General features: G+C 70.1%; 7 protein-coding genes and 1 pseudogene. 4 read left to right on the top strand and 4 right to left on the bottom strand.

The genetic code is table 11. The features are described from left to right. Window positions 1–234: 234 nt before the first annotated feature. Complete coding sequence (locus ABD866_RS11800; protein WP_425549587.1) at window positions 235–2,658, bottom strand: acetoacetate--CoA ligase; 2,424 nt, start codon at window positions 2,656–2,658, stop codon at window positions 235–237. A gap of 202 nt (window positions 2,659–2,860) precedes the next feature. On the opposite strand from ABD866_RS11800, the gene ubiM reads away from it, so the two are divergent. Next, window positions 2,861–4,123, top strand: coding sequence for a 5-demethoxyubiquinol-8 5-hydroxylase UbiM (gene ubiM, locus ABD866_RS11795; protein ID WP_345065115.1), 1,263 nt, complete (start codon window positions 2,861–2,863; stop codon window positions 4,121–4,123). Window positions 4,124–4,175: 52 nt separating this feature from the next. On the opposite strand, the pseudogene ABD866_RS11790 reads toward ubiM, so the two are convergent. Beyond that, window positions 4,176–4,556: pseudogene (locus tag ABD866_RS11790) on the bottom strand (helix-turn-helix transcriptional regulator); the annotation flags it as partial. A 423-nt stretch (window positions 4,557–4,979) separates the two neighbouring features. Here ABD866_RS11790 and ABD866_RS11785 point away from each other — a divergent pair. Both ABD866_RS11785 and ABD866_RS11780 read left to right on the top strand, forming a co-directional pair. Further along, on the top strand, window positions 4,980–5,378 hold the full coding sequence (locus ABD866_RS11785; RefSeq protein WP_345065112.1) for a phosphopantetheine adenylyltransferase: 399 nt from the start codon (window positions 4,980–4,982) through the stop codon (window positions 5,376–5,378). A gap of 371 nt (window positions 5,379–5,749) precedes the next feature. Further along, window positions 5,750–7,036 (top strand): solute carrier family 23 protein, encoded by a 1,287-nt coding sequence (locus ABD866_RS11780; protein ID WP_345065110.1) that lies wholly within the window; start codon window positions 5,750–5,752, stop codon window positions 7,034–7,036. 110 nt (window positions 7,037–7,146) lie between these two features. Here the strand turns inward: ABD866_RS11780 and ABD866_RS11775 are convergent, their stop codons facing one another. After that, window positions 7,147–7,899, bottom strand: coding sequence for a zf-TFIIB domain-containing protein (locus ABD866_RS11775; protein ID WP_345065107.1), 753 nt, complete (start codon window positions 7,897–7,899; stop codon window positions 7,147–7,149). 200 nt (window positions 7,900–8,099) lie between these two features. Between ABD866_RS11775 and scpC the strand changes: the two genes are divergently transcribed. Continuing rightward, the gene (gene scpC / locus ABD866_RS11770; RefSeq protein WP_345065104.1) at window positions 8,100–9,620 is read left to right on the top strand and encodes a succinyl-CoA:acetate CoA-transferase ScpC; all 1,521 of its coding nucleotides are present in this window, start codon (window positions 8,100–8,102) and stop codon (window positions 9,618–9,620) included. A gap of 168 nt (window positions 9,621–9,788) precedes the next feature. Here the strand turns inward: scpC and ABD866_RS11765 are convergent, their stop codons facing one another. Further along, window positions 9,789–13,304 carry an IPTL-CTERM sorting domain-containing protein gene (locus ABD866_RS11765; protein ID WP_345065101.1) on the bottom strand — a complete coding sequence of 1,172 codons (3,516 nt, stop codon included), beginning with the start codon at window positions 13,302–13,304 and terminating at the stop codon, window positions 9,789–9,791. Between the last annotated feature and the right edge of the window lie 119 nt (window positions 13,305–13,423).

Raw genomic sequence — 13,423 nt, 5'->3', positions numbered from 1 at the left:
AGCGCCCTACTGTGCGTCCGTTTGCGTCCCTTTGCGCTCCTTCACACCCCTGCGCCCCCTTGCGCGCGCGCCGTGGCGCAATCCCGGGCACGGTCGGGCCGCACCGGGTCGCCCCCCACTGTAGTGCGCCGCCGCGGCGCGGGCGCAGGCAGCCCCGGCGGCTGCGGGGTCTCCGGGGCGGGTGGCGCAGGGCGGGCGCCACGGCCGCCCCCGACCGCCCCCTCTGGCCCCCGCTCAAGCTCCGCTGCGGGCGCGGTGGTCCGCGGCAAAGGCCACGTACCAGTCCAGACAGCCGGGGTTGGCCATGGCGTCCTTGTTCACCACTTTATCGAGCGGCTGTCCGAGCAACAGTTTCTTGATGGGCAGCTCCTGCTTTTTGCCGGAGAGGGTGCGCGGCACTTCGGCCACCTGCACGATGGCGTCGGGCACAAAACGCGGAGAGAGCGCCGTGCGGATGGCGCCGGCAATGCGCGCCTCGAGCGCAGCGTCGAGCGTGCAGCCCTCGCGCAGCACCACGAACAGCGGCATGTAGCTCTCGCGGCCCAGGTATTCGAGGTCCACCACCAGGCTGTCGAGCACTTCGGGCAGGGCCTCGACGGCGCTGTAGATCTCGCTTGTACCCATGCGCAGGCCGTGGCGGTTGATGGTGGCATCCGAGCGGCCATAGATGATGCAGCCGCCGTTGGCACCGATCTTGAGCCAGTCGCCGTGCCGCCAGACCGCGCCCATGCTGGCGGGGCCGTCGCCACCGCCGGGCTGGCGGCCGTGGCCTGGCGGGTACATGTCGAAGTAGCTCGACAGATACCTTGCGCCGTCGGTGTCGCCCCACAGGTACAGCGGCATCGACGGAATCGGCTGCGTGCACACCAGTTCGCCCACTTCGTCGATGACGGGCTGGCCCTCGCTGTTCCAGGCCTCCACCGCCGCGCCCAGCATGCGGCACTGCATCTCGCCGGGCACCTGGGGCAGCTCGCGGTGGCCGCCGATGAAGGCGCCGCAAAAATCGGTGCCGCCCGAGATGTTGTTCCACCAGATCGGTTCACCCCCACGCTCCCCCACTGCGTGTGGGTCGCTGCCCCCCAAGGGGGCCTTCGCACCTTGGGGCGGCCCGGCGGTGCTCACTGGTTCACCCCCACGCTCCCCCACTGCGTGTGGGTCGCTGCCCCCCAAGGGGGCCTTCGCACCTTGGGGCGGCCCGGCGGTGCTCACTGGTTCACCCCCGCGCTCCCCCACTGCGTGTGGGTCGGTGCCCCCAGCCGGGGAGGGGGCCCCGGTTGCACCGGCACCGGGGGCCGCGCCTTGCTTGGGGCGGCCCGGCGCTGCGGCGGTCGTGGCGAGGGAGGCATTGCGTATCCGCTCGAACTGCGCCGTGCCCCACTGCTGCACATCGGCCGGCAGCGGAGAGCCCGTGGTGCCCAGCGCCCGGATGCGCGAGAGGTCGCCGCAGTCGGCCAGCTGCAGCCCGGCCTTCATGCAGTTGCCATAGAAGGCTGCGCCTGCGCCGAAGAAGGTCACGCCCGTCTCGGCCGCCAAGCGCCAGAGCACGCCCCAGTCGGGCCGCTCTTTGCTGCCGCCGGGGTTGCCGTCGTAGATCACGCAGGTGGTGCCCGACAGCAGGCCCGACAGCTGCGCATTCCACATCACCCAGCCGGTGGAGCTGTACCAGTGGTAGCGCTCGCCAAAGCTGTTGGGCTCGTAGCTGCAGCCGATGTCGTTGTGCAGCACCTTGAGCTGCAGCGCCACCAGCACCATGCCGCCGTGGCCGTGCACGATGGGCTTGGGCAGGCCGGTGGTGCCGCTCGAATAGACGATCCACAGCGGGTGGTCAAACGGCAGCCATTCGGGGGCAAACGCGGCGGTGGTCGCGTCGTCGCGCACAGTGGCGTCGGCCCAGGCAGCCCAGCCGGGCAGCCGTGCGCCGGGCACCAGGTTGTCCAGCAGCAGCGCGTGCTCCACGCTGGGCAGCGCCGCGCGCAGCTCGGCCAGCACGCCGCTGCGGTCGTGGTCGCGGCCGCCGTAGGCCACGCCGTCCACACCGATCAGCACCTTGGGCGCAATCTGCCGAAAACGGTCGAGCACCGCGTGCGTGCCCATGTCGGGCGCACAGATGCTCCAGACGGCGCCAATGCTGGCCGTGGCCAGAAAGGCCACCATGGCCTCGGGCACGTTGGGCAGGTAGGCGGCCACGCGGTCGCCCCGGCCCACGCCCTGCGCGCGCAGGTGCAGCGCCAGCGACGCCACCTGCTGGCGCAGCGCGGGCCAGGTCAGCTCGCGGTGGCGGCCTTGTTCATTGCGGCTGATGATGGCGGGCTGCCCGGCCGCATGGGCGGGCTCCACATGCCGCAGCACCTGCTGCACGTAATTGACCTGGGCGCCCGGAAACCACTCGGCCCCGGGCATGGCATTGCGCGCCAGCACCGCACGGTGCGGCGTGGGCGACTGCAGGTCGAAGTAATCCCACACGCTTTGCCAGAACGCACCGAGGTCGGTGGTGGACCAGCGCCACAGCGCGTCGTAGTCGGCAAACTGCAGGCCGCGTTCGGCCGCCAGCCATTGCTGGTACAGGCGGATCTGCGGCACGAACGGGGGGCGGGCTGTTGTGCCCAGGGGGCCCGGTGCGGGCACCGCCCCGGGGGCGTGTGTGGGGCTTGTCTCCATGGCGACGCAGGCTACCAGCGCACCGGCAACGCGGCCAGCGCTGGCCGTCACCTGCTTGACAGGCGCGGCACCAAGGCTTGATGCAGGGCAAGGCCCAGGGGCGCGCAGCGGCCCAGAATGGCCGCAACCCGTTGCCACCCCGGCTGCCCCCGCGGCGGCCCTGACACGCGCCCTTGCGCCCGCCGCTCTCGTGCCCGCCGCCATGACCTCTTCCTTCACCCCCGACGTGCTCATCGTTGGCGCGGGCCCCGCAGGCCTGTCGCTGGCCACCGCGCTCGCCCGCGCAGGCCTGCGCAGCACCGTGCTGGAGCAGCAGCCCGAGGCGCTGCTGGCCGACCCCGCGCCCGACGGCCGCGAGATCGCCCTCACCCACCCCAGCGTGGCCACGCTGCAGCGCCTGGGCCACTGGCAACGCCTGGCCGCGCACGAGGTGGGCAGCATTCGCGAAGCCTGCGTGCACGACGGCCCACTGGGCTGGCGGCCCGCGCTGCAGCTGGATGCGGCAGGCACCGGCTGCGCGGCGCTGGGCGCCATCGTGCCCAACCACGCCCTGCGCCGTGTGGCCTGGGCCGCAGCCGCGGCCGAGCCGCTGGTGCGCGTGGTCAGCGGCACGCGCGTGCTGCGCGTGGCCACGCTGCCCGGCCACGCCGAGGTGGACCTCGCCCCGGCAGGCGCCGATGCGGCCACGCCGCCCGAGCGCCTGCGCGCCCCGCTGGTGGTGGCCGCCGACAGCCGCCTGTCGGCCGCGCGGCGGCAACTGGGCATCGCCGCGCGCATGACCGACTTTGGCCGCACCGTCATCGTCTGCCGCATGCAGCACGCGCTGCCCCACGGCGGCGTGGCGCACGAATGCTTTGGCCACGAGCGCACGCTGGCCATCCTGCCGCTGCCGGACGACCCGCACACCGGGCAGGCGCTGTGCTCGGTGGTGGTCACAGCCCGCGCCGACGACGCCGCCGCGCTGCTGGCCCTGCCGCCCGCAGCCTTTGCCGCCGCCGTGCAGGCGCAGTTTGCCGACCGCCTGGGCGCGATGGCCCTGGTGGGCGAGCGCCACGCCTACCCGCTGGTGGCCGTGTACGCCCAGCGCTTTGCGGCCCACCGCTGCGCACTGGTGGGCGACGCTGCCGTGGGCATGCACCCCGTCACCGCCCACGGCTACAACCTGGGCCTGGCGGGCGTGGAGCGGCTGGCGCAGCGGCTGGCCGAGGTGCGCGCGCGCGGCGGCGACCTGGGCGACGCGCAGGCGCTGACCGCCTACGCCCGCGCCCACCACCGCCAGGCCTGGCCCCTCTACGAAGGCACCAACGCCATCGTGCGCCTGTTCACCGACGCCCGCCCCCTGCCCCGGCTGCTGCGCCAGGCGGTGCTGCAGGGCGCACGCCACCTGCCGCCGCTGCAGGCGGGCATCGTGGGGCAGCTGACGGGGCGGCGGCCGGCCAGGTGGCGGCCTGGCGTGGCAGGCTGAGTGCGTCCTCAGAGCAGTCGATGACCGCGCCCAGCGCGACCAACGCGCTGGGGGTCAGGCCAAACATGCGCTTGAAGGCCGTGCTCAGATGGGCCGAACTGGCAAACCCTGCAGCGTGGGCGGCGTCGGTCAGGCTGGCACCGGCCGCCAAGCACTGCAGCACGCGCGCCATGCGCCGCCACAGGCGGTAGCGGCGAAACGGCATCCCGACCTGGCCTTGAAACCGCGCCCGAAAGCGCGAGGGGGACAGACACGCCAGGGCTGCGGCGTCTTGCAGACGGGCAAAGCGCTCGGGCGCAGCCTCCAGTTGCTCCAGAACCCGTCCGATGCGCGCATCGGCCACGGGCGCTTGCCCCAAACCCAGTGCGGTGCAGGCGTCCGCGAGCGTTGGCACACGCGGCAGCGCCCGAAGCCTGCTGCAGGCCGCCTGCATGTGCTGTGGCGTGAAGGCCTCGGCACGGTCACGCAACGGATCGAGGTACAGAAACAGCATGGGCCCCTGTGCGCGCAGGTGGTGCAGCGTCTGTGACGGAATCACCGCGGCAGACAGGGGCTGCCACGCCGACCAGCGCCGCGTCGGACTCCAGGTTCGGAGCGTGAAGTCGTGGTCCAGCGCGACCGCCAAGGTGGTGGCGACGTTCAGGTGGGGGGCCAGATCGAGCCCTGGGCCGGTGTACAGCGCACGCGCAGCCCCCACCGCGATACGGGGCGATACAGGCACTTTTTGAAAGCGCTCCGTGCCGTCGGGGCGGACCATGGCACTGCCTGCGCATGGCATGGGCGCGACCCCCGAACCCACCGTGCGCTCGGGCAAGGCCAGCACGTCGCTGGCGGGGCTTGCGCCCAAGGAGACCATATGAACCCCTTCTGGAATGCTGTGACCGTGCTGGCTTTGCTGGTGGCGGGCGTGATCCACCTGCTGCCCCTGCCGGGTGTCTTAGGCGCTGGCCCGCTGCTGCGCCTGTACGGGCTGGAAGTCACAGACCCGAACACGGCGATTTTGCTGCAGCATCGGGCCCTGCTGTTTGCGGTGCTGGGCGTGCTGATGCTCAGCGCCATCGCGCTGCCGCCACTGCGGTGGGCCGCCTTGCTGGTGGGTCTGACCAGCGCTGCCAGCTTTGTCGCGGTGGCGCTGTGGGTGGGCGGCTACAACGCCGCTGTGGGCCGGGTGGTACTGGCCGACGTGGTGGCCGTGGTGTTTCTGGTGGCAGGGCTCGCTGCCGAGGCCTGGGGTGCCTGGCGACGCGTGTCCTGACGGTCTGGGCCGGTGTGTTGGGGCAAGCGCAGCACATCTGTCGCACCGGCCCCACCCTGCCAGCCGCCAACCACCGGCAGCAGCATCAGCACCCAGCGCTATATTTTTAGTAGCAGCTTGTGCCTGATCCTGCTCGCTGGGGCGGGTATTTGGGGCTTGGGTGGCTTCCGATGCGCCATTCCGGCCGCCCCACGCCCCCTCCAGGCCCGACACCCACGCGCTGGCCAACGCTCGCGCGTGGCTGCGCCCTGCGCCCTCTCGCTCTATGATGCGCGCCACGGCCACAGCCTGCGCCCTGCGTGCGGCCTGTTGCGCCGCACAACGCCTTCCCCTCCCGCATCACAACAATCCTTTCGAGAGGAGCCCTCCGCATGTCCGAATCCTTCTTCCCCCGCTGGCGCGAAGTCCAGCCCAGCGAGGGCGCTGTCGTCGCGCCCGACGAGCGCCTGCCCTGGCCCCAGACGGCCGCCATGGGCGTGCAGCACGTGATCGCCATGTTTGGCGCCACGGTGCTTGCGCCCATCCTGATGGGCTTTGACCCGAACGTGGCCATCCTGATGAGCGGCGTGGGCACGCTGATCTTCTTTCTGCTCACCGGCGGGCGCGTGCCCAGCTACCTGGGGTCGAGCTTCGCCTTCATCGGCGTGGTGATTGCGGCCACCTCGTACGCGGGCAAGGGGCCCAACGCCAACATCGGCGTGGCGCTGGGCGGCATCATTGCCTGCGGCGCGCTGTACACCGTGATCGGCGCCATCGTGCAGGCCGTGGGCACGCGCTGGATCGAGCGCTTCATGCCGCCCGTGGTCACGGGCGCGGTGGTCGCGGTAATCGGACTGAACCTGGCCCATGTGCCGGTGAAGAACATGGCCTCGAACAACTTCGAGAGCTGGATGCAGGCCGCCACCTTCCTGTGCGTGGGCCTGGTGGCCGTGCTCACGCGCGGCATGCTGCAGCGCCTGCTGATCCTGGTGGGCCTGATTCTGGCGAGCGTGCTGTACGCGGTGCTGACCAACGGCCTGGGCATGGGCAAGCCGGTGGACTTTTCGGGCGTGGCCAGTGCCGCCTGGTTCGGCCTGCCCAACTTTGCCGCGCCGGTGTTCAGCGGCCCGGCCATGCTGCTGATTGCGCCGGTGGCCATCATCCTCGTGGCCGAGAACCTGGGCCACATCAAGGCCGTGACGGCCATGACCGGCAAGGACATGGACCGCTACATGGGCCGCGCCTTCATGGGCGACGGCATTGCCACCATGGTCAGCGGCGGCGCGGGCGGCACGGGCGTGACCACCTACGCCGAGAACATCGGCGTGATGGCCGCCACGCGCATCTATTCGACCGCCGTGTTCCTGGTGGCCGCGCTGATTGCGCTGGTGCTGGGCTTTTCGCCCAAGTTCGGCGCGCTGATCCAGGCGATTCCGCTGCCGGTGATGGGCGGCGTGTCCATCGTGGTGTTCGGCCTGATTGCGGTGGCCGGTGCCAAGATCTGGGTGGACAACAAGGTGGATTTTTCCGACAACCGCAACCTCATCGTGGCCGCGATCACGCTGATCCTGGGCACGGGCGAGTTCACGCTCAAGTTTGGTGACTTTGCCCTGGGCGGTATCGGCACCGCCACCTTCGGCGCGATCTTGCTGTACGCACTGCTGGGCCGCGGGCGCTGATCGCCCGCACGGGGGGCGCTGGCACAACAGCACCCTCCTTTGCATCACCCGCAAGCCGGGGCCGCGTTCTGCGCGGCCCCGGCTTTTTTGTGGGCAGCAGCGCGCAGGGGCTAGTGCGACAGCAGCGCCCAGACCAGCCCCACGCCCGCGGCCACCAGGTCGCCGGTGATGCCGGATTCGCGCTCGCGCGGGTCGCCCTGGGTGAAGATGCGGGCCTGGCGTTCGCGCTGGGCCTCGCTGCGATCGCGCTCCAGGCGGATCAACGCGTCGGCCAGGTCGGGCCGTGGCGCATCGGCCGCCGGGCGCGCGGCCAGCTGGGCGTAGCCTTCGAGCGCCTTTTGCACAGCCGTCGGGTCGAGCAGCGAAAACGCCGCGCGGCAGTACGGGCAGGCGTGGTCTTTGCGCAAGTCCACGGGTGCGCCGCAGCTCGTGCAGTAGATACTGCCCACGCGCTGGGCCAGGTCCTCGACTTCGACCTTGGTCATCTGCCGCACAAAGCCTTTTTCAATGAGGAAGGCCGAGAACGTGCTGAAGCGCCCGTGCTGGTGGCGGCAGCGGTAGGTCATGTAACGGCCGCTGCGCACCACGTCGAAGCCCTGCGTGAGCGTGGTGTTGCAGCGCGCGCAGTTGAGCTTGTCGGCCAGCGCGCGGCGCTCGTCGGTGCGGTGCTCGTGCAGCACGGTGAACAGCTCCACCACCGCCTGGGGCGCCAGGCGCATGTTCTCCAGCCGATCCAGCCACAGGCCCTGGCAGGGAAAGCAAATGTCCACTGTCAGATCTGCACCGCCCACGGCCGCAAAGCGGTGCTCGGACATGGGCTGGCGACACGAGGGACAGGCAGGACCGGCGGCGACGTAGGGCATGGCGTGAACGGGCGGTGTCAGTGGGGGCGAACGGCAGGGGGCGGACGGCACGCGGCGTGCCGCACAAGGCCCGCGGGCATCGTAGCGGCGGGGCGATGGATCAGGGTTTACCCTGATCTTGCGCCGCGCTTTGTTACGATGCCCGCTGGCCCGCCCCGCCGCTGCGGGCGGCCTTGTCTGGACACCTGGAGCACGTTCGCATGACCTTGGCCGATCGGGTGCAGTACCCGGCTTTTCACTCCCGCATCATGTCAGCCGACGAGGCCGCTGCGCTGATCCCCGCCGGGGCCCATGTGGGCATGAGCGGTTTTACCGGCGCGGGCTACCCCAAGGCCGTGCCTGCGGCGCTGGCCGCGCGCATCGAGCGGCTCAACCGCGAAGGCCACGGCTTTCGCATCGGCCTGTGGACGGGCGCGAGCACCGCGCCCGAGCTGGACGGCGCGCTCGCGCGCGTGGACGGCATCGACATGCGCCTGCCCTACCAGTCCGACCCGACCTGCCGCGCGCAGATCAACGCCGGGCAGATGCAGTACGTCGACCTGCACCTGTCACACGTGGCGCAGTACGTGTGGTTCGGCTTTCTGGGCGCGCTGGACGTGGCCGTGGTCGAGGTGGCGGGCGTGCTGCCTGACGGGCGGCTGATCCCGGCCTCGTCGGTGGGCAACAACAAGACCTGGCTCGACCAGGCGCAAAAGATCATCCTCGAGGTCAACACCTGGCACTCGCCCGGCCTCGAAGGCATGCACGACATCTACTACGGCACCGACCGGCCGCCGCACCGCGTGCCGATTCCGATGACCGAGCCGCACCAGCGCATTGGCGAGCCCTACCTGCGCTGCGACCCCGACAAGGTGGTGGCCGTGGTGCCCACGCACCAGCCCGACCGCAACACCACCTACGCCGCGCCCGACGCGAACTCGCAGCAGATCGCCGCGCACCTGCTCGATTTTCTGCAGCACGAAGTGCGCCGCGGCCGCCTGCCGCCCGGGCTGCTGCCGCTGCAGTCAGGCGTGGGCAACATCGCCAACGCCGTGCTCGCGGGGCTCGATGGCGGCCCCTTCAAAGGCCTGGCCGCCTACACCGAAGTGCTGCAGGACGGCATGCTCGCGCTGCTGCGCTCGGGCACGCTGGCCACGGCCTCGGCCACGGCGGTGTCGCTGAGCCCCGAGGCGATGGAGGACTTCAACGCGCGCATCGACTTCTACCGCGAGCGCATCGTGCTGCGCCCGCAGGAGATCAGCAACCACCCCGAGCTGATCCGCCGCATGGGCCTGATCGCCATGAACGGCATGATCGAGGCCGACATCTACGGCAACGTGAACTCCACGCACATCATGGGCTCGGCCATCATGAACGGCATCGGCGGCTCGGGCGACTTTGCGCGCAACGCCTACCTGTCGGTGTTCATGACGCCCTCGCTCGCCAAGGGCGGAGCCATCTCGTGCATCGTGCCCATGGTTTCGCACGTGGACCACACCGAGCACGACGTGCAGATTCTGGTGACCGAGCAAGGCTTGGCCGACCTGCGCGGCCTGTCGCCCACGCAGCGCGCGGCGCAGATCATCGAGCGCTGCGCGCACCCGGACTTCCGCCCCGCGCTGCACGACTACCTGGCCCGCGCCCGCCGCGGCGCCGTGGGCCAGCACACGCCCCACCTGCTGGACGAAGCCCTGTCGTGGCACCAGCGCTTTGTGCGCACAGGCAGCATGCGCGGGGTGTGAGCGCCACGGCGGCCAACGCGGGCGGGGCCGGGCGCACCCTGGCGCCCTCACGCCCGGGTGCCAGGGCGCAGCCGCAAAGATTCAGTTGCTATTAATGTGATAGCTGCTCGTGCTTGACTTTGCTGCACGAGCGGCCATTTTGGCTTGGGCTTGGCGCCCGCACCCGCCTCACACGCCGCGCCTGCGCAGCACCCCCATACCCAGCGCCGCCGCCAGCAGCGACATCAGCATCAGCCCCCACTGGGTGAGCGTCGGGATGGCCGCCGCACCACCCGGCGCAGGCACCAAGAGCGGTGCAAACGGGTCGCTGATGCTGCCGCTGGCCGCGTCGTTGTCGCCCACGCCGTTGTCGATAACGGTGTAGCTCACGCTGTCGCCGCTGATGCTGCCGTGCGCAAACCAGGTGGCTGCCGCGCCCGCGGTGGCCGGGCCGTATTTGTAGGGCGTGAGCCCGGCCAGGCGGCCTGCGGGGTAGTCAATGCGCACCGACAGGCTGGCCGTGCCGCAGCCCGCACCCGAGGCCGTGAAACGCAGCACCCCGGCCGGTGCCGTGGCGCCTGCGGGCGCACCGGCGGGCACCGTGCTGTTGATGGTCACACTGCCCACGGTGCAGCCCGGGGGGGTGCCGATCTGCACGCTGGCCATGCCGCCGCCGGGCAATGCGATGCCGCTTTGGCTGTAGGGCTGGGGCGTGGCCGACGCACTGGTGCTGGCCGCGCTGTCGCCCACGGCGTTGGTGGCCTTGACGGTGAAGCTGTAGGCGGTGCCGTTGGTCAGGCTGCCAATGGTGCAGCTGGTGGCCGGGGCGGCCACGGTGCAGCTGCCGCTGGGGCTGCCGGTGACGGTGTAGCTTTGGAGGGCGCTGCCGCCGTTGCTGGCCGGGGCCGTCCACGACAGGGCCACGGCCCGGTCGCCTGCGGTGGCCGTGAGGCCGGTGGGGGCGCCGGGGGCGCCCAGCGGGGTGGCGCTGGCGCTGGCCGAGGCGGGGCTGTTGCCCACGGCGTTGGTGGCCTGCACGGTGAAGCTGTAGGCGGTGCCGTTGGCCAGGCTGCCGATGGTGCAGCTGGTGGCCGGGGCGGCCACGGTGCAGCTGCCGCTGGGGCTGCCGGTGACGGTGTAGCTTTGGAGGCTGCTGCCGCCGTCGCTGGCCGGAGCGCTCCAGCTGAGTTGCACCTGGCCGTTGCCCGCCGTGGCGGTGAGGCCGGTGGGGGCGCCGGGGGCGGTGGTCAAAAAGAGTTGGCGTACCGACACGACTTGCGAACTCATCTCGTCGGTGTTGACGGCCGACGCCCGCACCCAAATCGTTGTGGCCAACGGCAGTGAGAGGCCGTCCAGCGCCCATCCACCCACATCCCGTGTCGCCCACCCAAGGTCCACCCAGTCGCCCGCCGAGGCATTCTCGGTCAGGGCATAGGCCATTCGCACGCTGCGTACCTCGGGGCCCGAACCGCTGCGTCGCCAGCGCAGGCCATCTGCAGTGCTGGTTGCCTGCAGTGTTTGGAGCGCCGCCTCGGGCACAGTCAGGCGAGCCAAATAGTTCCGCGACTCACCTCCGACCGTGGTGAAAGGGCCTGCCAGCAGTACTTTGCCATCTGTCTGCTGCGCAATGCCGAACACCCACCCCCCAACATCGGGGTTGAAGGCTGTGTCGAGCGCGCCGTCAGCACCCACGCGCGCGAAATTACTGCGAGGCACCCCGCCCAGGGCGGTGAAGCGACCGCCGAGCAACACTTTGCCGTCTGGCTGAAGACCCAAGGCGAACACCGAGTGGTTGGCAAAGGCGTTAAAGCCCATGTCCACCGCACCATCGGCATGCAGGCGTGCGATGGCGGTGCGCGCCACGCCACCGACCACTGCAAAGCCACCCGCAATCAGAACCTTGTTGTCAGGCTGCAGCAACATGGTCTGCACTGCCGCACCAGGGTTGGGGGTGAAGCTGCTGTCCAACGAACCATCGGCCTGCAGGCGACCCATGTAGTTGCGGGGCTGACCGTTAAGGGTGACGAAACTTCCCGCCACCAGCACTTTTCCGTCGGGTTGCACCAGCAGTTTGTTCACCGTGCTGTCGGCACTGGGGTTGAACATCGTGTCCAACGTTCCGTCTGCATGGAACCGCGCGATGCGGTTGCGCGGCTGCCCTCCCATGACAGTGAAGGCCCCCCCCACGAGCAGCTTGCCATCGGGTTGCACAGCGACGGTGTAGATTGCCCCACTGACGCTGTCCGGATGGAAGCCCATGTCCAGCGATCCATCGGCATTCAGGCGTGCCAGCCCGTTTCGCACCTGGCCAGCGATGCTGGTGAACGCCCCTGCTACCAGCAGCTTGCCATCGGACTGGAGTGCCGCAGAGCTGACGGAGTTGTTGGGCTGCGGGTTGAATGAGGTGTCGAGCGTGCCATCGGCATTCAGGCGCGCGAGGTGATTGCGAACTTGCCCGCCCACAAAGCCGATGGGGCCACCGATCACGGTCTTCCCGTCCGGCTGGGCCAAAACCCAGAACACCGAGTTGCCAACCCCGGGATTGAACGTCGCATCAAGGGAGCCGTCGGCATGGACACGGCCCAGGTAATTGCGCGTCTGCCCGCCCAAGGTGGTGAAGAAGCCCCCCGCCAGCACCTTGCCGTCGGGCTGCACGGCCACGCTGTAGACCCCATTGTTCGGCCCCGGATTGAAGCTGCTGTCGAGCGTGCCGTCGGCGTTCAGGCGGGCCAGAGAGTTACGCGGCTGCCCGCCCACGGTGGTGAAGCCGCCCCCCACCAGCACCTTGCCGTCAGGCTGCGCGGCCATACTGAGGACCGATCCGTTGTCAGCCCCGAGATTGAAGCCCGTATCAAGCGTGCCGTTGGCGTTCAGCCGTGCGATGTTGAGGCGAGGCTGCCCGCCCAGGGTGGTGAAGTAGCCCCCCACCAGCACCTTGCCGTCGGGCTGCACCGCCAAGCTGTCTACCGAACCGTTTACCCCCCCAGGATTGAAGCCGGTATCGAGCGAACCGTCTGCATTCAGGCGGCCGAGGCCGTTGCGCGCCTGCCCGCCCAGGGTGGTGAATTGGCCGCCCACCAGAATCTTGCCGTCGGGCTGCACGACCAGGCTGCGGACCGAGCCAACGCCAACCCCCGGATCGAAGCTCGTGTCCAGCGTGCCGTCGGTGTTCAGGCGCGCGATGCGGTTGCGCGTCTGCCCGCCCAGGGTGGTGAATTGGCCGCCCACCAGCACCTTGCCGTCGGGCTGCACGGCTAGGCTGAAAACGTTGCTGTTCGGCGCTGGGTTGAAGGCAGAGTCGAGCGTGCCGTCGGCGTTCAGGCGAGCAATGCGGCTGCGTGGCTGCCCACCCAAGGTGGTGAATTCGCCTCCCACCAACACCTTCCCGTCGGGCTGCACGACCATGATGTAGACGTCTACGTCCGCCCCAGGGTTGAAACCTGTATCAAGTGTTCCGTCGGCATTCAGCCTCGCAATTCGGTTGCGCACCTGCCCAGCCACACTGGTGAAGTCCCCCCCCAACAGCACCTTGCCGTCGGGCTGCACAGTGATCGCCCGTACAAGGCCATTGGCATCGGGATTGAACCCGTCGTTCACGTTCTGCGCCCCAGCAGACACCGCAACGCAGGAGCACCACAGGGCCACCACCGCCTGCAGCAGCGGCCGCCCGAGACGCTGCCAGCAGGCAGTCAGCGCAAGCAACAAGACACAGGGCAGAAAGGCAACAGGGTGTGGGCAGAGGGTGGCGCGCATGGGACAGCAAACGAGCAAGACCAGGCCATGCGAAGCCAGTCCCCGCAGGGACGACCGCGCATGCACCAAAA

Origin of the sequence: Acidovorax lacteus (assembly GCF_039540375.1) — a bacterium.
In the GTDB taxonomy this organism is placed as follows: Bacteria; Pseudomonadota; Gammaproteobacteria; order Burkholderiales; family Burkholderiaceae_C; genus Acidovorax_G; species Acidovorax_G lacteus.
This window is presented reverse-complemented; position numbering and strand designations above follow the sequence as displayed.

Coding starts and splice junctions, on each gene's coding strand:
- scpC (WP_345065104.1), top strand. CDS start 8,100: ATGACCTTGGCCGATCGGGTGCAGTACCCGGCTTTTCACTCCCGCATC.
- ABD866_RS11775 (WP_345065107.1), bottom strand. CDS start 7,899: ATGCCCTACGTCGCCGCCGGTCCTGCCTGTCCCTCGTGTCGCCAGCCC.
- ABD866_RS11780 (WP_345065110.1), top strand. CDS start 5,750: ATGTCCGAATCCTTCTTCCCCCGCTGGCGCGAAGTCCAGCCCAGCGAG.
- ABD866_RS11785 (WP_345065112.1), top strand. CDS start 4,980: ATGAACCCCTTCTGGAATGCTGTGACCGTGCTGGCTTTGCTGGTGGCG.
- ubiM (WP_345065115.1), top strand. CDS start 2,861: ATGACCTCTTCCTTCACCCCCGACGTGCTCATCGTTGGCGCGGGCCCC.
- ABD866_RS11800 (WP_425549587.1), bottom strand. CDS start 2,658: ATGGAGACAAGCCCCACACACGCCCCCGGGGCGGTGCCCGCACCGGGC.